At 67.8% G+C, this 20,566-nt stretch carries 21 protein-coding genes and 2 pseudogenes; 12 read left to right on the top strand and 11 right to left on the bottom strand.

The annotated features are described in order from the left end of the window. Nucleotides 1–22: 22 nt before the first annotated feature. The 4 genes and pseudogenes from OL239_RS17160 to OL239_RS19780 all read right to left on the bottom strand — a co-directional run bounded on the left by OL239_RS17160 (nt 23) and on the right by OL239_RS19780 (nt 2,672). Nucleotides 23–1,252, bottom strand: a complete 1,230-nt coding sequence (locus tag OL239_RS17160) for an N-acetylglucosamine-6-phosphate deacetylase (RefSeq protein WP_268909918.1) — start codon at nt 1,250–1,252, stop codon at nt 23–25. Further along, a pseudogene (locus tag OL239_RS17155) lies at nt 1,249–1,982 on the bottom strand (glucosamine-6-phosphate deaminase). Before OL239_RS17155 ends, OL239_RS17160 begins: the two are co-directional and overlap by 4 nt. Before the next feature lie 37 nt (nt 1,983–2,019). Then, nucleotides 2,020–2,418 (bottom strand): FadR/GntR family transcriptional regulator, encoded by a 399-nt coding sequence (locus OL239_RS19785; RefSeq protein WP_329609274.1) that lies wholly within the window; start codon nt 2,416–2,418, stop codon nt 2,020–2,022. Beyond that, the gene (locus OL239_RS19780) at nt 2,385–2,672 is read right to left on the bottom strand and encodes a FadR/GntR family transcriptional regulator (protein WP_329609273.1); all 288 of its coding nucleotides are present in this window, start codon (nt 2,670–2,672) and stop codon (nt 2,385–2,387) included. Before OL239_RS19780 ends, OL239_RS19785 begins: the two co-directional genes overlap by 34 nt. A 336-nt stretch (nt 2,673–3,008) precedes the next feature. Here OL239_RS19780 and OL239_RS17145 point away from each other — a divergent pair, with 336 nt between their 5' ends. From OL239_RS17145 to OL239_RS17110, 8 genes are all read left to right on the top strand, one after another. Then, entirely contained in the window at nt 3,009–4,613 is a 1,605-nt protein-coding gene (locus tag OL239_RS17145) for an ABC transporter substrate-binding protein (protein WP_268909917.1), read from the top strand. An 81-nt stretch (nt 4,614–4,694) separates the two neighbouring features. Beyond that, nucleotides 4,695–5,654: an ABC transporter permease gene (locus OL239_RS17140; RefSeq protein WP_268909916.1), complete on the top strand. Its 960-nt coding sequence runs from the start codon at nt 4,695–4,697 to the stop codon at nt 5,652–5,654. 2 nt (nt 5,655–5,656) lie between these two features. Then, on the top strand, nt 5,657–7,813 hold the full coding sequence (locus OL239_RS17135) for a dipeptide/oligopeptide/nickel ABC transporter permease/ATP-binding protein (RefSeq protein WP_268909915.1): 2,157 nt from the start codon (nt 5,657–5,659) through the stop codon (nt 7,811–7,813). Next, nucleotides 7,810–8,625, top strand: coding sequence for an ATP-binding cassette domain-containing protein (locus tag OL239_RS17130; protein WP_268909914.1), 816 nt, complete (start codon nt 7,810–7,812; stop codon nt 8,623–8,625). Before OL239_RS17135 ends, OL239_RS17130 begins: the two co-directional genes overlap by 4 nt. A gap of 64 nt (nt 8,626–8,689) precedes the next feature. Next, the gene (locus tag OL239_RS17125) at nt 8,690–9,622 is read left to right on the top strand and encodes a dihydrodipicolinate synthase family protein (RefSeq protein ID WP_268909913.1); all 933 of its coding nucleotides are present in this window, start codon (nt 8,690–8,692) and stop codon (nt 9,620–9,622) included. Between the two features lie 2 nt (nt 9,623–9,624). Then, nucleotides 9,625–10,596 carry an ROK family protein gene (locus OL239_RS17120; protein WP_268909912.1) on the top strand — a complete coding sequence of 324 codons (972 nt, stop codon included), beginning with the start codon at nt 9,625–9,627 and terminating at the stop codon, nt 10,594–10,596. Further along, nucleotides 10,589–11,296, top strand: coding sequence for an N-acetylmannosamine-6-phosphate 2-epimerase (locus OL239_RS17115; RefSeq protein WP_268909911.1), 708 nt, complete (start codon nt 10,589–10,591; stop codon nt 11,294–11,296). Before OL239_RS17120 ends, OL239_RS17115 begins: the two co-directional genes overlap by 8 nt. A 30-nt stretch (nt 11,297–11,326) precedes the next feature. Then, nucleotides 11,327–12,088 carry a MerR family transcriptional regulator gene (locus tag OL239_RS17110; protein ID WP_268909910.1) on the top strand — a complete coding sequence of 254 codons (762 nt, stop codon included), beginning with the start codon at nt 11,327–11,329 and terminating at the stop codon, nt 12,086–12,088. Here the strand turns inward: OL239_RS17110 and OL239_RS17105 are convergent. Continuing rightward, nucleotides 12,061–13,592 (bottom strand): annotated as a pseudogene (locus OL239_RS17105) (SLC13 family permease). The gene OL239_RS17110 and the pseudogene OL239_RS17105 sit on opposite strands and share 28 nt — an antisense overlap. Nucleotides 13,593–13,923: 331 nt before the next feature. On the opposite strand from OL239_RS17105, the gene OL239_RS17100 reads away from it, so the two are divergent. Then, nucleotides 13,924–14,484 carry a small multidrug efflux protein gene (locus tag OL239_RS17100; protein WP_268909909.1) on the top strand — a complete coding sequence of 187 codons (561 nt, stop codon included), beginning with the start codon at nt 13,924–13,926 and terminating at the stop codon, nt 14,482–14,484. Nucleotides 14,485–14,542: 58 nt separating this feature from the next. On the opposite strand, the gene OL239_RS17095 is transcribed toward OL239_RS17100, so the two are convergent. The 4 genes from OL239_RS17095 to OL239_RS17080 are packed head-to-tail and all read right to left on the bottom strand — an operon-like array spanning nt 14,543 to nt 16,320. Next, a complete protein-coding gene (locus tag OL239_RS17095; protein ID WP_268909908.1) occupies nt 14,543–14,953 on the bottom strand; it encodes a VOC family protein in 411 nt (136 codons plus the stop codon). Between the two features lie 9 nt (nt 14,954–14,962). After that, nucleotides 14,963–15,448, bottom strand: coding sequence for an SRPBCC family protein (locus tag OL239_RS17090; RefSeq protein WP_268909907.1), 486 nt, complete (start codon nt 15,446–15,448; stop codon nt 14,963–14,965). Beyond that, nucleotides 15,448–15,954, bottom strand: coding sequence for an SRPBCC family protein (locus OL239_RS17085; RefSeq protein ID WP_268909906.1), 507 nt, complete (start codon nt 15,952–15,954; stop codon nt 15,448–15,450). Before OL239_RS17085 ends, OL239_RS17090 begins: the two co-directional genes overlap by 1 nt. A gap of 9 nt (nt 15,955–15,963) precedes the next feature. Further along, entirely contained in the window at nt 15,964–16,320 is a 357-nt protein-coding gene (locus OL239_RS17080; protein WP_268909905.1) for an ArsR/SmtB family transcription factor, read from the bottom strand. A gap of 340 nt (nt 16,321–16,660) precedes the next feature. On the opposite strand from OL239_RS17080, the gene OL239_RS17075 reads away from it, so the two are divergent. Then, entirely contained in the window at nt 16,661–16,954 is a 294-nt protein-coding gene (locus tag OL239_RS17075; RefSeq protein ID WP_268909904.1) for a hypothetical protein, read from the top strand. Here the strand turns inward: OL239_RS17075 and gluQRS are convergent. Together gluQRS and OL239_RS17065 are read right to left on the bottom strand one after the other, a co-directional pair. Beyond that, on the bottom strand, nt 16,917–17,864 hold the full coding sequence (gene gluQRS / locus OL239_RS17070; RefSeq protein WP_268909903.1) for a tRNA glutamyl-Q(34) synthetase GluQRS: 948 nt from the start codon (nt 17,862–17,864) through the stop codon (nt 16,917–16,919). The two genes, OL239_RS17075 and gluQRS, sit on opposite strands and share 38 nt — an antisense overlap. A gap of 90 nt (nt 17,865–17,954) precedes the next feature. Further along, nucleotides 17,955–18,209 (bottom strand): VOC family protein, encoded by a 255-nt coding sequence (locus tag OL239_RS17065; RefSeq protein WP_268909902.1) that lies wholly within the window; start codon nt 18,207–18,209, stop codon nt 17,955–17,957. Between the two features lie 92 nt (nt 18,210–18,301). Here OL239_RS17065 and OL239_RS17060 point away from each other — a divergent pair, with 92 nt between their 5' ends. Both OL239_RS17060 and OL239_RS17055 read left to right on the top strand, forming a co-directional pair. Further along, a complete protein-coding gene (locus OL239_RS17060; RefSeq protein WP_268909901.1) occupies nt 18,302–19,162 on the top strand; it encodes an MBL fold metallo-hydrolase in 861 nt (286 codons plus the stop codon). 156 nt (nt 19,163–19,318) lie between these two features. Continuing rightward, entirely contained in the window at nt 19,319–20,554 is a 1,236-nt protein-coding gene (locus OL239_RS17055) for an NRAMP family divalent metal transporter (RefSeq protein WP_268909900.1), read from the top strand. Nucleotides 20,555–20,566 lie beyond the last annotated feature (12 nt).

The raw sequence follows: 20,566 nt of genomic DNA, 5'->3' as shown, positions 1-20,566 counted from the left end.
CACCGCCGCACTACGGGGGCACTTACGCCGCAGTGATCCAGGCGCCCCGGTGCATCACGCCGGCCGGGCGCAGGTCCGCATCGAGCAGTACGACGTCGGCTGCGGCACCGGCGGCCAGGGTGCCGATCTGCCCGGCCATGCCCAGCACCCGGGCGGGAACCCCGGTGGCGGAGTGCAGGGCGGACTCCAGCGGAACCCCGGCGGACACGGCATTGCGCACCAGGTCCAGCATGCCGGCCGTGCCGCCGGCAATGGCTCCGGAGCCCAGCCGGGCCACTCCGCCGCGTACCTGCACCTCGGCCGGGCCCAGCCGGTACGTTCCGTCGGCGAGCCCCGCAGCGGCCATCGCGTCCGTGACCAGGACAATGTTGTCCGGCCCAAGGAGTTCAAACATCGCCGCCACCACAGCGGGGTCAAGGTGGGTGTTGTCGGCAATGAGCTCCACGACGGCGGTGCCGGCCCGGGCGGCGCGGAGGGCAGCCGTGACGGCACCGGGAGCACGGTGATGGAGAGGGTCCATGCCGTTAAACAGGTGCGTGACTGTCGGGACGCGGCCCCCGTGGGCTGAGAGTCCGACGGCGGCGCGCGCCAGGGATGCGCCGGCGTCGTCAGCGGATGCGGCGGTATGCCCCAGCGAGGGGACCACCGAATGCCCGGTCAGCAGGTCCACCAACTCATCCGCCCCGGGCAGTTCCGGCGCATAGGTCATGGTGCGCAGATATCCTTGCCTGCGGCGATCAGCGCCGCGGCAAAGTCCGGGTCGGGGAGCGCAGCCAGCGCGGATCCTGGCGCCGCAGCGGGCAGCGGCGAGGAACGGTCCTTCCAGATGGATGCCGGCAATGTCCCCCGCCGCAGCCAGGCCGGCGAGCATCTGCAGTCCGGACAGCAGATCGGCGGGGGCGGCGGTGACCAGGCTGGCCAGCACAGTGGTGGTGCCGGCGGCATGCATCCGGTGCAGGGCGGCGCGGGCGGCGGCAGCGTCCGTGGAGGGGAAGTCGACGCCGAAGCCTCCGTGGCAGTGCAGGTCCACCAGCCCGGGGACGGCCAGCTGTCCGGGAGGCAGCCATACATCGGTCAGTTCGGTTCCGGGCGGAAGGTTGGCCGCTGACAGGGCGGCGGACAGCCCGGCGCCGGGCCCGGCGTAGAGAATCCGGGTCCCGCTGACCACCACGGCACTGTCGTCCGTGATCGTCGGCCCCAGCAGGGCGCGGCCGCGGAGGGCGGTGACGGGCGGGCAGTTGCCGGCGGTCACCGGTGGTCCTTCCCGGCAGGAAGCCGTGCCGCGGCGGCAGGATCCAGCAGCACCGTGACGCGGGGGTGCAGCTGAAGAGCGGAGGCGGGGCAGTCCGGGCTCACGGGACCCTGGAGCGCCCGGGCAATGATTTCGGCTTTGTCGGCGCCGTGCGCAATCAAGAGCAGACGGCGGGCATCAAGAATGGTGCCAATGCCCTGCGTCATGCACCGGGTGGGTACCTGGCCGGGGGAATCGAAGAAGCGGGCATTTGCGCGCCGCGTCCGCTCGGCCAGCTGCTCGACGCGGGTGCGGGAATCCAGTGCGGCACCGGGTTCGTTGAAAGCGAGGTGTCCGTTGTGGCCAATGCCGAGGATCTGCAGATCCACACCTCCGGCCGAACGGATGGCCTGCTCATAGCCGCGGGCCGCAGCGTCCAGGTCCGCGGCGGCGACGTTGGGCACCTGCACCGATCCCGGGCGCAGGCCCAGCCGCTGCACCACTTCACTGTCGATAACTGCTGCATAGCTGCGCGGATCGCCGGACGGCAGCCCGATGTACTCGTCCAGGGCAAAGCCCCGGACGCGGGAGAAGTCCATGCCGAGACCCGCCAGCGCATCGTAGAGCGGCAGGGAGAGGACCCGGTGGCGAAGCCGAGCACGGCGTCGGGCTTGGCCTCGACACAGTCCCGCACCAGGGCTGCGCCTTCGGCGCCGGCCGCTTCCCGGCTGTCCAGAATGAGGATCTTCATGCTGTCTTCCTTGTGCCGGTTCCGGGCTTCGGTGCGGTCACCGGTTGACCAGTTCGGCGATAGCTTCGCGGATGCCGTCGAAGTGGCTGTTGATCCGCTCCGAGGCCAGCGGCCTGTTACCGGCGCGGACGGCTTCGAAGATCTCCCGATGCATCCGGGCCGTGGCGTGCAGGCTGGCGGCCTTCATACCGGCTTCGGCGTGGATCCGGCTGTAGACGTCCCAGAACACCGACATGAGATGGGTCAGCAGCTCGTTGCCCAGTGGCTCAAAAAGCTGCCGGTGGAACTCCGAATCCACGGCGGCCAGCGCGCGGCCCTGATCGGCCAGGGATTCCATCTCCTGCACGGTGCCCTCGATGCGTGCCAAATGTTCGGCCGTCATGAGGTCCATGGCCTGCCCGATCAGCCCTGATTCCAGTGTCTGCCGCACATCCACCAGTTCCAGGGCTTCCTTGCCCTGCTGCCGCAGGAGAGCCGTCCGCGGAAACTCAGTCCGGTGGTCAGCGCATCGAAGTTGGTGGGTGCAACGAACATCCCATAACCGTGCCGGATTTCCACCACGCCCAGGGCCTGCAGGACCTTCAGGGATTCCCGCAGGGTGTTGCGGCCCACGCCGAGCGCGGAGCAGAGCTCGGCTTCCGTGGGCAGTGGGCTTCCCGCCTGCAGCCTGCTGTCCAGGATCAGTTCCACGATGTCGTTCTGCAGGGCGGCGAGCCGGGCCTGTGCGCTGAAACGCGGCGGCCGCCCTGATGCTGCGCCGGGAGCGCAGCGAAGGAACTGTCCGCCCTGACAGGCGGCGGTGTGGTGTCGTTCACCTAAATCGGAACTCCTTCGCAAAAAGTGTCGGTGGACTGCTTTTCCGGGCAGGGCGGTCGGCGCCGCGGGAGGCCCGCCGGTCGGCCGGCCCGGAGTCACAAACATCGGGTGCTTGACCCCCGGTTGTGATTCAGCCTACAGTCTACTCAACCCGCATGGGATGTCCTACGTCCGATATCCACATCACACCCTGAATGGTGAGGCCCATTGATGAGCACAACTCCAGCGAGCACCGGTTTCCTCCGGAACGCAAGCCGCCGCGACTTTCTCCGCATTGCCGGCGTCCTGGGCGCCGCTTCCACTTTTGCCGGCTCCATCGCCGCCTGCAGCCCCGGCGGTTCTGCTGCCGGCACCGGCACCGCCGCCGCTGCCGCAGATTCCCTGGAAGCGGGCATTTCGTACTCCCTTTCCACCGGCTTTGACCCGATGACCGCCACCGGCGCCACTCCGGTTGCCGCAAACCTCCACATCTTCGAAGGCCTGACCGAGCTGCATCCGGCCACCCGCGAGCCGTACCTGGCCCTGGCCGCCTCGGAACCGGAAAAGGTCGACGAGACCACCTACCGGGTCACCCTCCGCGAGGGAGCAACCTTCCACAACGGCGCCGCCGTCACGGCCGACGATGTCGTGTATTCCTTCGAGCGTGTGCTTGACCCGGCCAACGCATCCCTCTTCGCCGGTTTTGTCCCCTTCATTGCCTCCGTCACCGCCGACGGCGACGTAGTGGAGTTCAAGCTGAAGTACCCGTTCGCTGAATTCGGCCCGCGCATTTCCGTGGTCAAGGTGGTGCCGAAGGCGCTGGCCGCAAACCAGGCTGCCTTTGACCTGGCTCCGGTGGGCAGCGGACCCTACAAATTCGTTTCCGCGGTCAAGGAAGACCGGATCGTTTTCAGGAAGTTCGAGGAATACAACGGGCCGCACCCGGCCCGGGTCACCGACATGACCTGGCTGCTGCTCGCGGACCCCGCTGCCCGCGTGGCCGCGGTTCCGTCCCGGACCCAGGCCATCGAGGACATCCCCTACCTGGACGTCGACCAGCTCAAGGCCAAGCTGGATGTGGAGTCCGTGCAGTCCTTCGGCTTGCTGTTCATGATGTTCAACTGCGCCTCGGAGAAGTTCGCCGACAAGCGGGTACGGCAGGCGCTGCATTACGCCACCAACACCGAGGACATCATTTCCAAGGCACTGCTGGGCAACGCCGCCGCGGCCACCTCCTACTTCCAGAAGGGTCACCCCTCCTACACCGAGGCCGGCACCGTCTACGGCTATGACCCGGAGAAGGCCAAGGCCCTGCTCAAGGAGGCCGGGGCGGAGAACCTGAGCCTGACGCTGACCTCCACCGACGCCGGCTGGGTCACCAAGGTGACCCCGCTGATCAAGGAGAGCTGGGACGCCATCGGCATCACCACCACGCTGGAGCCGCTGCAGTCAGCTGCGGTCTATGCGCCGGAAAAGGTGGGCGGGCAGAACTTCGACGTCCTGGTGGCCCCCGGCGACCCCTCCGTCTTCGGCAACGACGGCGACCTGCTGCTGAGCTGGTTCTACCGCGGCGACACCTGGGCGAAGAACCGCATGGCCTGGTCCGGCACCCCGGAATACGCCGATGTCCAGGCAAAGCTGGACCAGGCGGTCCAGCTTGAGCCGGCCGAGGCGAAGAAGGTGCATGCCGCCGTCGTCGACATTGTTGCCGAGGAAGTGCCGCTGTACCCGCTGTTCCACCGCCGGCTTCCCACTGCCTGGGACAGCGGCACCCTCGACGGCTTCCAGCCGCTTCCGACCACCGGTCTGTCCTTCGTAGGCGTCGGCCGGAAGTAAGACCCGTCCTGCCGGATGAGGGACATCCCCCAGACGCCCTCCTCCGGCAGGGCGGCCCCGCACCACTTGGAGAAATGAAACATGGCAACACTTTTGCGCCTGCTGGGCCGCAGGCTGGCAGCTCTGCCGTTCATGCTGCTGGGCGTGACCATCATGGTCTTCATCGTTCTGTCCGTGATCCCGGCGGACCGTGCCACGGCCGTCCTGGGCGAAAACGCCAGCGACGAAGCCAAGGAAGCCTTCCGCGAGGACCGCGGCCTGAACGACTCCCTGCTGGTGCAGTTCCTGCGCTACCTGGGCGGTGTGGTGCGGCTGGACTTTGGCTTCACCAACCCGCCCGAGGAATCGGTGGCATCCAAGATTGCCGCGGCATTCCCGGTCACGCTGCAGCTGACCCTGCTGGGCATCCTGCTGGCCGTGTTCCTGGCACTGGTGCTGGGCGTGACCAGCGCGCTGTACCGCGACCGGTGGCCGGACCAGGCCATCCGCATCTTCTCGATTGCGGCCATCGCCACGCCGTCGTTCTGGCTGGCCATTTTGCTCATCCAGTGGTTTGCCCTGCCGGCGGGATCGATCTTCCCCACCGGCGGACTGGACTGGGCCGATCAGTTCGGATTTGTCGGCTGGATCTACTCCATGGCCCTGCCCGCGCTGGCCCTGGGCCTGCCGGTCTCCGCATCCCTCATCCGGGTGGTGCGGACCTCCATGGTCGAGGAACTGGACCGCGACTACGTCCGCACGGCCATCGGCAACGGAGTTCCGTACCGGACCGTCGTGGCCCGGAATGTGCTGCGCAACGCCCTGGTGACACCGGTTACCGTCCTGGGCCTGCGCATCGGCTATCTCTTGGGCGGCGCGGTGGTGATCGAAAAGATCTTCAACCTCAACGGCATGGGCGACCTGATCATTGTCGGGCTCAACACCTCGGACACCAACCTCGTCCAGGGCGCCGTGCTGACCATCGCCGTGGCCTTCGTCGTCGTCAACATCCTGGTGGATGTCCTCTACGTACTCATCAATCCCCGGATCCGGACGGTATAACCATGCGCAACGGACTCGCTGAACGGCTCGCCACCTCCGGCGCCCGCTTCACCTCCCTGAAACTCAGCTCCAAGCTCGCCCTGGGATTCCTGGTTCTGGTGGCGTTCATCGCCGTCACCGGCCCCATGCTCGCCCCCTTCGGCGAGAACGAATCCAGCGCCCCGGTGCTTCCTCCCGGCGGCGAGCACCTGATGGGCACCGACGGAAACAGCTACGACGTATTTTCCCGGCTGCTGTACGGCGCACGGGTGTCCGCGGCGATCGGCCTCGGGTCAGTGCTGGTGGCAGTAATCCTGGGCGCCGTCCTCGGAGCCCTGGCCGCTACCTCCCGCAAATCCGTCAATGAAGGCATCATGCGGGTGCTGGACATCATGATGGCGTTTCCCGGTATCGCCCTGGCCGCCGCCCTGCTGTTCGCCCTCAAGGACTATTCGGTGGCCCTCTTCGGGTCCACCGTTCCGGTGATCATCTTCGCCATCGCCATTGTTTACACACCGCAGCTGGCCCGGGTGGTCCGCGCCAACGTGCTGGCCCAGTACGGCGAGGACTATGTCCGCGCCGAACGCGTGATCGGCGCCGGCCGGCTGTTCATCCTGACCCGGCACGTGGTGCGCAACACCGCGGCCCCCGTGCTCGTCTTTGCCACGGTGATGGTGGCTGACGCCATCATCCTCGAAGCATCGCTGTCCTTCCTTGGCGCCGGCGTCCAGCCACCGTCGGCCTCCTGGGGCAACGTGATGGCCGACGGCCGCAACGTGGTCTTCAGCGGCGCCTGGTGGCCGACGACGTTTGGCGGCATCGCCATCCTGCTCACCGTCCTGGCCCTGAACATCCTGGCCGAAGGCCTCACCGATGCCATGGTCAACCCGCGTCCCCGCCGGGCCGCACCGGTGAAGGAAGCCCTGGTGAAGGACAACGCTGTGAAGGACAACGCAGTAAAGGACGCTGCGGCCGCAGCCGCCGTTCCCGCGCCGGCCGCCGCCGCCGTCGCCGCCCCGCCGGCAGACACCGATGGCACCGCGGTGGAGGACACCGCGGCCGGCACCCTCATCAACCAGCCCGGTTCCCTGGCCGCCCTGGCCGAGGAGCTGCGGCTGCTCGCCGCCGTGGAGAACCGCCGAACCGACCGGCTGCCCGCCGTCGGCACCGATGCCCCGGTAATCCTTGAGGTGCAGGACCTCTCCATCCGCTTCCCGGGCCGCTACGGCGACACGGCCATTGTGGACCGGGTCAGCTTCACTGTCCGCGAGGGCGAAACCATGGGCCTGGTGGGCGAATCCGGCTGCGGAAAGTCCATCACCTCCCTGGCCATCATGGGACTGCTGCCGCCCACCGCGGTGCTCAGCGGATCCATCATGTTCAACGGCAGGGAACTGCTGACCAACGATCCGCGTGAACGTGATCAGCGCTACCGCGGACTGCGCGGTGAGCAGATCGCCATGGTCTACCAGGACGCGCTGAGCTCACTGAACCCGTCCATGCTGATCAAGGACCAGCTGCTGCAGCTGACCCGCCGCAACGGCCGCAAGTCCCCGCGCGAACTGCTGGAGCTGGTGAAGCTGGATCCGGAGCGGACGCTTAAGAGTTATCCGCACGAACTGTCCGGCGGACAGCGTCAGCGCGTGCTCGTGGCCATGGCCCTGTCGCGTTCGCCGAAGATCATTGTCGCGGACGAGCCGACCACTGCCCTGGACGTCACCGTCCAGAAGCAGGTGGTGGATTTGCTCAATGAGCTGCGTGAGGAACTGGGCTTCGCCATGGTCTTCGTCAGCCACGATCTGGCCCTGGTTGCCTCCCTGGCACACCGGATCACGGTCATGTACGCCGGGCAGGTGGTGGAATCCGCCGGAGCGTCCGAGCTGATGCGCAACCCGCACCACGAGTACACCCGCGGACTGCTCGGCGCCGTGCTGTCCATCGAGTCCGACGCCGACCGGCTGCACCAGATCCAGGGCACGGTTCCATCACCGCGGGAATTCGCGGCCGGGGACCGGTTTGCCGAGCGCTCCCTGCGTCCGGACGCTGATCCGGACCAGATCCTGTCCTTTGTCCGTGTGGGCGAGGGCGAACACTACTGGGCCAGCCACCTGACAGACAACCGGAACGACGGCGGCGCCGCCCTGGCCGCTGCCGGCACCAGTGCCGAAGGACAACCATGAGCACCCAAACCTCCACCGAGAACACGCCGGTCCTGGAACTGCGCGGCCTCAAGGTCCACCACCGCACCCGGACCGGCTCCATTTTCCGCCCCAACATCGTCAAGGCCGTGGACGGCGTGGACTTCACCGTCCGCCGCGGGGAAACGGTCGGCGTGGTGGGGGAGTCCGGCTGCGGCAAGTCCACCCTGGCCTCCGTCCTGGTCGGCCTGCAGGAACCCACCGCCGGCAAGGTGCTGTTCCATGGCAAACCGATCAGCGGCCGCCGCGCCGCCGACCGTAAGCGCTTCGGCCAGGACGTCGCCGTCGTCTTCCAGGATCCGTCCACCGCATTGAACCCGCGGATGACCATCCAGGACATCCTCACCGATCCGCTGCAGATCCACGGCATCGGCGACGCCCGGTCCCGTGCGGCGAAGGTTCGGGACCTGCTGGCACTGGTGGGCCTGCCGTACACCGCCGCCGAAGTCACCCCGCACCAGGTTTCCGGCGGACAGCGCCAGCGCGTCGCCATCGCGCGGGCCCTTGCCCTGGACCCCGCGGTGATCGTGGCCGACGAACCCACCTCGGCCCTGGACGTCTCCGTCCGGGCCCAGGTGCTGAACCTGCTGGCCGATCTGAAGCGGGAACTGAACCTGGGCATGGTCTTCATTTCCCATGACATCCAGACCGTCCGCTATGTTTCCGACCGTATATGCGTCATGTACTACGGCCGGATCGTCGAAGAGGGGCCGGCTGAGGCCATCTTCGCCGACCCCAAAGACGAGTACACCCGCAAGCTGCTGGGCGCCGCGCCCAGCCTGCTGCACCCCTGATTTCCACCTGCACTTCCCCGCGCAGTTCCACCGCACCAACCGTTACCAGCACCTGGAGATATCCGTGGCCCCTCAGCCCATCCGCCGGTTCACCGGCGTCATCCCGCCCGTCGTCACCCCGCGAGCCGCCGACGGCAGCATCGACACCCACTCCCTGGCCCGGGTCACCAAGCACCTGCTGGAAGGAGGCGTGCACGGACTGTTTGTCCTCGGTTCCTCCGGCGAGGTGCCGTACCTGACCAGCGACGAGCGCGAACTGGTGGTCACCACCATTGCCGGCGTCAACGCCGGAGAAGTTCCGCTGATCGTGGGCGCCTCCGAACAGACCACCAACCGTGTCATCGAGGAAGGCCGGAAAATGGTCGGCCTGGGCGCCGACGCGCTCGTGGTGACGTCTCCGTTCTACGCGCTGACCGATGCACAGGAAACCGACACCCACTTCCGCAGCATCCACGCCGCCCTCGACGTGCCGCTCTTCGCCTACGACGTACCGGTCCGCACCAACTACAAGCTGCCGCTGAACCTGCTGATCCAGCTGGGCCGGGACCAGGTCATCGCCGGCGTCAAGGACTCCTCCGGCGACGACGTGTCCTTCCGCCAGCTCGCCCTGGCCGCCCGCGGCATCGACAACTTCTCCATCTTCACCGGCCACGAAGTGGTGGTGGACGGTGCGCTGCTCGGCGGGGCCGACGGCGTCGTTCCCGGGCTGGGCAACGTGGACCCGGCCGGATACCGGCGCCTGTTCGACGCCGCCGCGGCCGGTGACTTCGCCACCGCGGCCGCCGAGCAGGACCGCCTCGCCGATGTCTTCAACATCGTCTACACACCCACCCCGGGCCGTGTCTCCGGCGGCGCCGCCGGGCTGGGTGCGTTCAAGACCGCACTCATGCTCATGGGCGTCATCGACACCAACATCATGTCCGCGCCGATGGTGAGCCTGAACGACGCGGAAACAGCCGCCATCCGGACCATCCTTGAGCGCAACGGCCTGATCTAGGCATGACTCCGGCTCAACGCTGCGTTATCGGGGTGGACCTGGGCGGCACCAAGACCGCCGCGGGCATCGTGGACGACACCGGCAGGCTGCACGCCTCCGAGTTCCGGCCCACACCGGCCGCCGCCGGCGCGGCGGCAATCCTGGCCACCGCCGTCGGACTCGTGGCGTCCCTGCTGGCACAGGCCCGCACCGCGGACATGCTGCCGGTGGCGGTCGGGATCGGCTCGGCCGGCGTCATCGACGCGGCGGCCGGGTCGGTGGTTTCGGCCACCGATTCCCTCACCGGCTGGGCCGGAACGCCCCTGGCTGCCCACCTGGCGCAACACAGCGGGCTGCCCGCCTACGCGGTCAACGATGTGCACGCCCACAACCTGGGCGAACACTGGGTGGGAGCCTCCGCCGGCGCGGACTCCAGCCTGCTGGTGGCGGTGGGCACCGGCGTCGGCGGGTCACTGATTCTCGGCGGCGCGCCCCACCTGGGGGCGCGGGCGGTGGCCGGGCATGTGGGGCACCTTGCCTCGCCCGCCGCGTACGACGACGGCGGCCGGCCGCTGCCGTGCAGCTGCGGCCGGGCCGGGCACCTGGAAGCCATCGCCTCCGGCCCCTCCATCGCAAACCTGTACCGCCGGCTGGCCGGCCGGGATCCCGGAACGGCCCGGGAAGTCGCCGCCCGGGCCGCTGCCGGGGAGCCGCCGGCCGTGCGTGCCCTCGCACTCGGCGCCGCCGCGGCCGGACAGGCCGTGGGCGGACTGGCCAACGTGCTGGATCCCTCGATCGTGGTGATTGGCGGCGGCATGGCTGCGGCCGGCGAACTGTGGTGGCTGCCGTTCAGGTCGGCGCTGCAGGCCGAACTGATGGACCCGCTTGCCGGCCTGCCCGTGGTGCCGGCTGCCCTGGGCTCCTCCGCCGCCGTGGTGGGAGCCGCCAAAATTGCCCTTGACCGCATGAGAATCCCGGAGACGACCAGTGCCTGAACCGACCACGAGCCCGTGGCGGGCCGATCTTTCCTCCCTGGCGGCCCAGCTGATCGTTTCCTGCCAGGCCTACCCCGGCGAACCCCTCCGGGATCCCAAGACTATGGCGCAGATGGCACAGGCCGCCGTGATCGGCGGAGCTGCCGCGGTGCGGATCCAGGGCGTCGCGGATCTGGAACTGACCCGCGCCGCGGTGGACGTTCCGATAATCGGGCTCTGGAAGGACGGCAAGGACGGAGTCTTTATCACGCCCACGCTGGAGCACGCCCTGGCCTGTGCGGCCGCCGGGGCCGACATCGTGGCGATCGACGGAACCCGCCGGCCGCGCCCGGACGGCCGCACGCTCGCAGAGACCATTCACGCCCTGCACGAGCAGACCGGCGCACTGGTCATGGCCGACTGCGGATCCCTTCCGGATGCCCGGACCGCAGCCGATGCCGGGGCGGACATCATCGGCACCACGCTCTCCGGATACACCGGCGAGCGGCCGAAAACCGACGGTCCGGACCTGGAGCTGATCGCCGGGATTGCAGCACTGGGGCTTGGCGCGCCGCTGATCGCCGAGGGGCGCATCCACACCCCGGCCCAGGCCCGGGCCTGCCTGGACGCCGGGGCGTTCGCCGTCGTCGTCGGCACGGCAATCACGCATCCGAGCACCATTACCGGCTGGTTTGCGGATGCGCTGACGCAGGCTGGGTAGTCTGAACTCCTGGCAAGGGGAGGGAACACGATGGCGTGGAGCACGCGTGAACTGGCTGAGCTGGCGGGGACAACGGTAAACACCGTCCGTCATTACCACCGGCTGGGTCTGCTCGAGGAGCCGGACCGGCGGTACAACGGGTACAAGCAGTACGAAGCCCGGCATCTGGTGAGCCTCCTGCGCATCCGGCGCCTGGCCGGTTTGGGCGTGCCGCTGTCGCAGATGCACGAGGTCGGTGCGCACAGCACGCCGGAGATCCTGCGTGATGTGGACACGGAGCTGAAGAAAAGCATCGAACGGCTGCAGGAGGCGCGGGCCCATATCGCTGCGGTCATTGCGCACCAGGCCCCCGCAGACGTCCCCGCCGGATTTGAAGCCGTCGCCACCCGTATGTCCGAAAACGACAATGCGGTGATCCACCTGATGACCCGGATGTACGCCGCCGAGGAACTGGCTGATCTGCAGAGGATGACGGCGGATGAGAGTGACGACACCGGACCGGACCTCGACGGGCTGCCGGCGGACGCTGACGAGGCGACGCGGCAGGAGCTGGCCGGAAGAATGGCTGAGGTACTGTCGCGGAACCTGGTCGAGTATCCGTGGTTGAACGACCCTGCATCGCACCGGTTCGGGGAAGGACGCTTCACTGCGGAGACGGTCGGGGACGTCCTGGCTGGGTTGTACAACCCCGCCCAGCTGGATGTGATGATGAGGGCAGGAGTCCTCGCGGCCGGGCAGGTGCAGGCCCGGAAAGAGCAGGCAACTCAGAAGGGCCAAATCAGCGGCACGTAGAGCACTCCGGCGGCAAGGAAAATGAGGGCGAGCGGCAGGCCCAGGCGCCAGTAGTCGCCAAACCGGTATCCGCCGGGCTGCATCACCATGAGGTTGGCCGGGGTGGCGATGGGCGTGAGGAAGGCCGCTGCGCCAACCACGGTCAGCGCCATCATGAACGGCTGCACGCTGACCCCGAGCGTCTGGGCGAAGGACACCGCAACGGGCGCCATGACCAGCACCGTTGCCACGTTCGAGATGACCTGGCTGAGGACCAGGGTGAGCACGCATAAGACGAGCAGGGCGAAATGGGGGGAACCGCCGCCGGTGAAGCGGTCAACGAGTCCTGCGATTTCATTGGCCGCACCGGAGGACACAAACGCGGTGGACAACGGTATAAGTCCCGCGATCAGGACCACGGTGTCCCACGAGATGGCACGGAAGGCGTGCGGAACGGTGACCACGCCCAGGACCACGAGGGCGCCTGCCGCAAGGAGCCCCGCGATCACCGGGGGAACAACACCGGCGGCGAGCAAAACGATGGTGGCGACGAGGACGCCGAGGCAGCGTCGCCAGCCCCGTCCGAGCGGCACGCTCCGCTGGAGGGTTCGGGACGGCTCGACGGCGATCACGTCGGAGGACTCGGTGTAGCTGTGCAGCGCATCCCAGGGGCCGTGCACCAGCAGGGCGTCGCCGGGGCGCAGGGTGAGCTCACCGGTTGGCGCGTCGGCATCGGTCGGCGGGATGCCGCCGCGGCGCAGTGCGATGACTGCGAGGTCCTCGTCCCCGAGTGCCATGCCGGGATAAACGGTGCGTCCGGTCAGGTTCGAGCGCGGTGCGACGAGGACCTCGACCACCCCCTCGCCTCCGGTGAACAGCCGCCCCGCATCGAGGTCGGCCGTGTAGCTCTCCTGCCACGTACGCACCCGTTCCCGCGGGTCGGCCGTGGTGTCCGCCGGCCGTTCGGGGATCCGCCGGGGCAGGAGCCGCCCGCCGAAAACCACCACGAGCAGCGCCGTCAACAGGACAAGGGGGAGCCCGGCCAGCGCAAATTCGAAGTAGCCGAACTCCCGGCCTCCCGAGTCGGCGGCGACTTCGGAGACGATGATGTTCACCGGCGTGCCGGTCAGGGTCAGCAGGATCCCGCACCCGCTGCGAAAGCGAGCGGAATAAGCATGCGGGAGGGAACGACGCCGGACCGTCCCGCGGCAACGACCGCGACGGGCAGGAGCGCCGCGACGGCCCCGTTGATGCTGATGACGGCGGAGAGGGCCGCCGCGGCAGCCATGACCGCCAGGAGCAGCCCGGCGCCGCGCAGTGACGAGCGCTGTTCGAGCTGCTGTCCAATCCAGGCCGTGATTCCTGTGGCGTCGAGTGCGTCGCTGAGCACAAAAAGCGAGGCAATGAACAGGACCACCGGATCGCTGAATCCCTGCAGGGCGTCGGTCGGCGGAAGTACGCCCGTGGCCCACAGCGCCAGGGGGACGAACAGGGCGACGATGACAAGCGGAATCCGGTTCGTCATGAAGCCCACCACGGCCAGCGCCAGCACCACAAAGGTTGCCAGCATCGGATCCAGGCTGACCTGCACGCTCTCCACGCATCACCTCTTTGCCGGACCCGTTGGATCGGGTGTCCACTGCAGGCGCCCGGGCCGGGACTGCCCTGGAAAGGCTTGTGCCTGGAATCCAGTCAAGTGCGTCGGCGCTGATGTGTCGATGGATCGGCGTCCCCGGCGGGCGCAGAGGAACCAGAGTGCCCTCTGCCGCGGGGGTTGACTCTGTTCAGGGAACATCCTTTCTACTGATGGACATGCCGGTCATAGCCGGCCCCATCACGAGGAAAAAGGAACCGCCATGAACCCGCTGGAGGAACTCGTCAGCAATTTCCAGGAGCTGGCAGCGCAGGTGCCTGAGATTGTTCAGCCGCTTGTCGTGGCGCTTGCCGGGGCCGTCCCCTTCATTGAGGGGGAGGGCGGCGCGATTGTCGGTGTCGTCGGCGGAATGCACGTGGTCCTCGCCGCGGCCGCCGCCGCGGCCGGCAACTTCCTCAGCGTCCTGCTGGTCGTCCTTCTCGGTTCCCGGGCGAGGGACGCCGTGGTGGACCGCCGGGCGGTGCACGCCGCCGCGGCGGGGGCAGCTGCGGGAGGATCAGTGGAAACGCTCCAAGCCGTCCCCGCGAAACCAGAGTCCAAGGGGCAGCAGCGGTTTAAGAGGTGGCTGGTGCGGTTCGGTGTACCGGGCGCCAGCATCCTGGGCCCGCTGGCGATTCCCACGCAGTTCACCTCCGCGATGCTCGTGGCCGCCGGCACGCCGCGGGGCTGGGTCCTGCTGTGGCAGGGCGTGGCCATCGTCCTGTGGACGACCGTTGCCGCGGCCTCGGTCTGGGCCGCTCTCACATTCGTCGTCGCCGGATGACCCGTCCCCGCCACAGTGCGGCCGGACACCTCCCCCGCCCGGCGCTGGATACAGCGTCTTAGGCATTGTGCGGTATCAGCGGCTGTTCGGCCCGGACCTTCATTTCCTGCACTGTCCAGGCGTTGCCGTCCGGATCGGAGAAACCAAAGAAGGTTCCGCCGTCGCGCTCGTCGAAAACGGTGATGTCACCCGCCTCCACGCCGCGGTCCAGCAGCTCCTGCCGTGCCGCCCGGGCATCGGAGACCACCAGCTGCAGCCCCCGCAGGGAGCCGGGCACCATGCCCTGCTGCGATGAGGGATCGCTGAGCACGATTGAGCAGCCGGAACCGGGCGGAGTCAACTGCGCAAAGTCCATCTGCTCGGTCGACGTGCGGTGATCCAGGATGAAACCGGCCTGCTCGCGGTAGAACGCGATGGCGCGGTCCTGGTCGCTGACCGGAACGATGATCACTTCGAGGGTCCAGTCCATGATTCCCACCTATTCTCTCGCCCGGACGGAACCAAGCAGTTCGTCCAGTTGGTCGTAACCGTCCGACATGCCCTCTTCCATGCCGTTGTCCAGAAACCCGTCGCGGGATTCCACCGACGGGTACAGGGAGCGGCCGGCCAGCCGGCAGCGGCCGCCGGGCAGCGCGGTGAAGGTACTGTACTCCAGCGTTACCACCTCCGGAGTGCTCTCGAACTCGAAGGTCTGGAGCAGAAACTCGTCCTGGAGCACCGTGTGGAACATTCCCCGGAAGGCGTACTCGTCGTCGCCCCGGGATTGCACAAACCGGTAGGCCCCGCCGCTCCGCGGCTCGAACTGATCGATGCGCGTCACCAGGTCCTGCGGTCCGATCCACTGGCCGTACAGTTCCGGGTCGGTGTGGGCACGAAAGACGTCGGCCACCGGGAAGTCGAACTCGCGGGAATACTCCATCACGGGCTCGCCCTGAGGAACCTCCAGGGTCAGGGGGTTGCTCATTAGGCGCCCCGTCCCTGCAGCGGCTCCGGCTGGAGCTGGGCCAGGAGTTCCTCCATCCGGTCAAAGCCCTCGGCGACGCCGGCCTCCATTCCGGAAGCTGCCATGCCGTCCCGGGCCTCCATCGAGGGATACACGGCGTGGGCGGTAATCCGGGTGCGGCCGCCGTCGAGCGCTTCCAGCGTCATGAACTCCAGGCTGGTCACATCGGGATAGCCGGAGAACTCGAAGGTCTGGATTGCGGCTTCATTTTTCCGCACGGTGTGAAAAATGCCGCGGAACTCGTAGGGGACGCCGTCCGGCCCGGTATGGATGTAACTGTAGGAGCCGCCGGTGCGGAAATCGTAGTGGTTGATGTCCATCTTCATGCCCCGTGGACCGAGCCACTGGACAATCAGCTCCGGGTCTTCATACGCGCGGAACACCTGTGCCACGGGATAGTCCACCTCGCGGCTGAAATCAATGAACGGAAGGCCGTCAGGGACGGTGAGCTGCAGTGCGTTGGTCATGGTGAATCCTTATGCCTGCGGGCCGCCAATCGCAGCGGCCTGCGCGTTGAGCACGGCATCAAGGCTGCGGAACTGCTCCTCGCGGACCAGCCGGTACTGGCCGATCCATGCGGTGAGCGCCTCCAACCGTGCGGGATTCAGATGGACGGGCCGGCGCTGGGCGTCACGGGTGCGCGTCACCAGTTGTGCCTGCTCGAGAACCTGGATGTGCTTCGAGACGGCCTGCTTGGATATCTCGAAGGGTTCCGCCAATTCGTTGACCGTTGCAGGACCCCGGGAAAGCCGGGCAATGATCTGGCGGCGGGCCGGATCGGCCAGGGCCAGGAAGGCCCTGTCCAGCAGCGGGTCGGCACCAGGGAAGTTCATGCAGCGGGTCAGCTTCCTGTCGGTGATCAGGGAACAGTATGCAAAGAACGGTATTCAAAGAAGAGTAATCAAGGTGCTGGTTGTTCAACCTTGCGGTTGATTACGAAGCTACGCGCGGGCTCCGGCACGGTCAAGGGTTGCCCGCGAAGTTTATGTCCGGCGGGAAGGACATCCCGTGCCGGTGGGCTGCCCGTCCCGCTTCACCGGTTCCGCGGGCCCGGCCGGGGTGCGGTATTCACAGTCCCGGGCGCCCGCCGCAGAATGGGAAGGGCAAGGTCTGCGCTCAGTACAGGCACCCCGGTCCCGTTCGCGGCGGCCGGCGGGTCCGGTTGGGATCACCATGACTAGTTCGGTTTCACGCTCACATCCCCGCGGCGAACCTGCCTTCCACTGGGGCAGTTTCATCTTCGGGCTGATCATGCTGCTGTTGGTCATTGCGCAGGGTGTTGCGTCCGGGCTGCCCGGCTACATCGGCATGGCGGGGCTGATCCTGCTGCTGACCGCGCTTTATGCCTTCTTCACGAAGCGCCCGTCCTGGCTCTGGCTGCATCACCGCCGGGATGCCGTGATCGTCGGCATTATCGGGCTGGCGGCCTTTATCCTGGCGCTGGGGATACGCCTGGGCCAGGTGTAGCCGGAAGCGCCTCAAAGACCCATGGTTCCCGGGGCAACTGCGCCGCGGAAAAGGCGGCCAGGGCGTCTTCCAGCGGGCCTTCCGGCAGCCTCAGCGAGGCCAGAATCAGGTTCCGCACGTCCTCGGACCCCAGGCCCGCGCCCGCCAATGCGCCAAGGGTGATGGCGCCGTCGCGCTTGGCCAGCCGCCGGCCCCGGGGATTGAGGACCAGTGGGACGTGCACGTACTGAACCGGCGGCAGGCCGAGCAGGGATGCCAGATAGGCCTGGCGCGGAGCGGAACTGAGCAGGTCACCGCCGCGGACCACCTGGTCGATGCCCTGGGCGGCATCGTCAATGACCACAGCGAGGTTGTAGGGCGGCACGCCGTCGTTGCGGAGGAGCACCAGATCGTCGACGGGCCCCGTATAGGCGCCGTGGAGCAGATCGGTCACGGTGAACTCCTCGACCCCGCTGCGCAGCCGCAGTGCCGCGGGCCGCAGCCGCCGCCGTCGGGCGCGTTCGTCACCGCTCAGGTTTCGGCAGGTTCCGGGGTAGGCGCCGGGCGGGGCATGCGGGGCGCGCGGCGCATCAGCAATTTCACTGCGTGTGCAGAAGCACTCATACACCAGCCCCTGGGCGTCCAGCCGGGCGATGGCCTCCAGGTACACGCCGGTGCGCTCGGACTGCCGCACCGGCGCGGCATCCCAGGTGAGCCCGACGGCGGTGAGGTCGCGCAGCTGGCCTGCCTCGGTTCGGGAGCGCTCGGGGTCCAGGTCTTCCACCCGGAGCAGGAAACTCCGGCCGGTGGACCGGGCAAAGAGCCACGCCAGGATGGCCGTGCGGAGATTGCCAATATGGAGATCTCCAGTGGGGCTCGGGGCAAACCGGCCGGCTCCGGCAGTCGGCAAGGGGTCGGGGGATCGGAGCACTCTCCCAAGCTTACGCACCCTCAAGCACACGTGTGCGCTTTAAAGCGGCGGGGCGGCGTCCCTGCCGGGGCAGGGTCTACCGCTGGCCGGTCAGCGCGGGTCCAGCTCCTCGAACAGGGTCAGCTGGACGCCCTCCGGTGCGTTGAGCCGGGAATTCAACGACCGCCACGGGGTTTCCCGGGGTCTGGCCACCAGCTCTGCACCGCCGGAGTAGGCCTCCAGCTCCGGCAACCCCAGGGTGTCGCGGTAAAACGCGAGGGCGGCGGCGTAATCGTCGGCAGCAATAACCAGGCGCAGCTGGCGGACTGGCGGCGGCGGTTCCGGAACGGTGTCAGGGATGTCCATGCCGGCACAACCTTTGGTGTGGACCCGGCATTCCCCGGGGATTGCGGTCCCGCGGAGCGAAGACTATATCTCTGTACAAGGAGGTACCGGGGATGCGGAATCGAGGCGGCACACCCAAGTACGCGGTGACGGAACCGGCAGCGGATGTTTTCTTCGTGGAGGGGCCGGCGTCGAACTGGATGATCCTGCGCCGCGGCGACACTTTCACCCTGATCGACGGCGGATATCCGGGGGATCTGCCGCTGGTGCTGGAGTCAATCCGGGACACCGGCCTGGACCCGGCGGATGCGGCCGCGGTGCTTCTTACCCATGCCCACGTGGATCATGCCGGGACTGCGGGCTATTTCGCCGCCGCGTACGGGCAACAGGTTCTGTGCCGCGGGCCGGAACTTCCCTTCCTGCTGGGCAGGGACCGGGAACAGGTCGCTGTGGCGCAGATCCTGCTCCGGGTCTGGCAGCCGTCCGCCCTGCACTGGGCCTGGCATGCGTTCGCCGCCGGCGGTGCAGGGCGGGTGGCGGTGCCCACCGCGGCAGCCTGGCGGGACGACGCCGAACTGGCGGCCCTGCCCGGCTCTCCCATGGCGGTTCCCACCCCCGGCCATACTCCCGGCCATACGGCGTTCTATCTGCCGGCGGCCAATGCTGTGATTACCGGCGATGCCCTGGTGACAGGCCACGCGCTGAGCCGGCGCCGCGGACCGCAGATGCTCGACGCCATGTTCCACACCGACGGCGACGGCGCCCGGCGCTCGCTGGGGCAGCTCGGCAAACTGGAGGCTGCACTCCTGCTTCCCGGACACGGGCCAGCCGTCCGGGTGGGTGTACGGGATGCGGTCGGAACCGTGCGGTCCGGTGCCGGCGTCCGAAAGCGGCGGATCGTGGCCCCCGGGATCATCGGCGGTGGTGCGGAGCCGGTGTACGGGCGGACCGCAGCGGACCGCGCTGACGGATAGGAGCACCGGCCGTCCGGACAACACCCGGGGAATCGTAAACAGCAGGTAAAACTGAAGGGATTGTTCAACACAATTTTCCAAACATTGTTGAACAACCTTTAGACTGCTGGAAGTCCCCGTGGCCGCGGCCACAACTTCGAGTGATCGGAAGACCGTATGACAGCCCTGCCCCCACCAGTGGCCAAACCCCGCAAGACCAAGACGAAGCCGACCGCCAGGCGCACGGCCCTGCTGGGCGCAATGTTCCTGATGGCCACCAGCGCCATCGGCCCGGGCTTCATTACCCAGACCACGGTCTTCACCGTCCAGCTCGGAGCGGCGTTCGCCTTCGCGATCCTGGTGTCGATCCTGGTGGACATCGCCGTGCAGCTGAACGTGTGGCGGATCGTGGGCGTCTCCGGGCTGCGCGCCCAGGTGCTGGGCAACAAGGTACTTCCCGGCGCCGGCTGGGTGCTGGCCGCACTGGTGTTCGTGGGTGGGCTGGTCTTCAACATCGGCAACATTGCCGGCACCGGACTCGGCATGAACGCCATGTTCGGGCTGGACCCGAAGATCGGCGGCCTGATTTCGGCAGGCATAGCCATCCTCGTGTTCTTGTCCAAGAAGGCCGGGTTGGCCCTGGACCGGATTGTGGTGCTGCTCGGCGCCGTCATGATCCTGCTGATGCTCTACGTCGCCATCGTCGCCGCTCCTCCGGTGGGGGAGGCCCTGAAAAACACGGTGCTGCCCGCCGAGGTGGACTTCCTGACCATCACCACCCTGATCGGCGGCACGGTGGGCGGCTACATCACCTACGCCGGAGCTCACCGCCTGCTGGACTCCGGTACCACCGGCGAGAAACACGTCAAGGAAATCACCCGGGTCTCGCTGCTGGGGATCATCGTCACCGGCATCATGCGCGTGCTGCTGTTCCTGGCCATCCTGGGCGTGGTGTCCAGCGGCGTGGCCCTGAGCGGAGACAACATGGCCGCCGATGCGTTCTTTGCCGCGGCGGGTGAAATTGGCCTGCGCATGTTCGGCATCGTCTTCTGGGCCGCCGCCCTGACCTCGGTGATTGGCGCTGCCTACACCTCGGTCTCGTTTGTGACCACGCCGGCAACGAAGGACCGGACGCGCAGCCTGATCACGGTGGTGTTCATCGCGTTCTGCGCTGCCGTCTACGTCCTGGCCGGCCAGGCTCCGCAGACCCTGCTGGTGTTCGCGGGGGCCTTCAACGGACTGATCCTGCCGCTCGGGTTCGGGATCCTGCTGTACGCCGCCTGGCGCCGCCGGGACCTGCTGCAGGGCTACGCCTACCCGAAGTGGCTGCTGGGCATCGGTGTGCTTGCCTGGCTGCTGACCCTGTTCCTGGGTTGGATGTCCCTTTCCGGCCTGGCCGCCCTGTGGCAGTAGCCGGACGCCGCC

The sequence above is a fragment of the Arthrobacter sp. ATA002 genome, assembly GCF_026898095.1.
Classification (GTDB): domain Bacteria; phylum Actinomycetota; class Actinomycetes; order Actinomycetales; family Micrococcaceae; genus Arthrobacter_B.
Note: the sequence above shows the minus strand (reverse complement) of the source record. Positions and strands in the feature narration are given on the sequence as shown.

Coding starts and splice junctions, on each gene's coding strand:
- OL239_RS17090 (WP_268909907.1), bottom strand. CDS start 15,448: ATGAGCAACCCCCTGACCCTGGAGGTTCCTCAGGGCGAGCCCGTGATG.
- OL239_RS17075 (WP_268909904.1), top strand. CDS start 16,661: ATGACTAGTTCGGTTTCACGCTCACATCCCCGCGGCGAACCTGCCTTC.
- OL239_RS17065 (WP_268909902.1), bottom strand. CDS start 18,209: ATGGACATCCCTGACACCGTTCCGGAACCGCCGCCGCCAGTCCGCCAG.
- OL239_RS17085 (WP_268909906.1), bottom strand. CDS start 15,954: ATGACCAACGCACTGCAGCTCACCGTCCCTGACGGCCTTCCGTTCATT.
- OL239_RS17055 (WP_268909900.1), top strand. CDS start 19,319: ATGACAGCCCTGCCCCCACCAGTGGCCAAACCCCGCAAGACCAAGACG.
- OL239_RS17120 (WP_268909912.1), top strand. CDS start 9,625: ATGACTCCGGCTCAACGCTGCGTTATCGGGGTGGACCTGGGCGGCACC.
- OL239_RS17080 (WP_268909905.1), bottom strand. CDS start 16,320: ATGAACTTCCCTGGTGCCGACCCGCTGCTGGACAGGGCCTTCCTGGCC.
- OL239_RS17145 (WP_268909917.1), top strand. CDS start 3,009: ATGAGCACAACTCCAGCGAGCACCGGTTTCCTCCGGAACGCAAGCCGC.
- OL239_RS17140 (WP_268909916.1), top strand. CDS start 4,695: ATGGCAACACTTTTGCGCCTGCTGGGCCGCAGGCTGGCAGCTCTGCCG.
- OL239_RS17130 (WP_268909914.1), top strand. CDS start 7,810: ATGAGCACCCAAACCTCCACCGAGAACACGCCGGTCCTGGAACTGCGC.
- OL239_RS17135 (WP_268909915.1), top strand. CDS start 5,657: ATGCGCAACGGACTCGCTGAACGGCTCGCCACCTCCGGCGCCCGCTTC.
- OL239_RS17095 (WP_268909908.1), bottom strand. CDS start 14,953: ATGGACTGGACCCTCGAAGTGATCATCGTTCCGGTCAGCGACCAGGAC.
- OL239_RS17100 (WP_268909909.1), top strand. CDS start 13,924: ATGAACCCGCTGGAGGAACTCGTCAGCAATTTCCAGGAGCTGGCAGCG.
- OL239_RS17110 (WP_268909910.1), top strand. CDS start 11,327: ATGGCGTGGAGCACGCGTGAACTGGCTGAGCTGGCGGGGACAACGGTA.
- OL239_RS17060 (WP_268909901.1), top strand. CDS start 18,302: ATGCGGAATCGAGGCGGCACACCCAAGTACGCGGTGACGGAACCGGCA.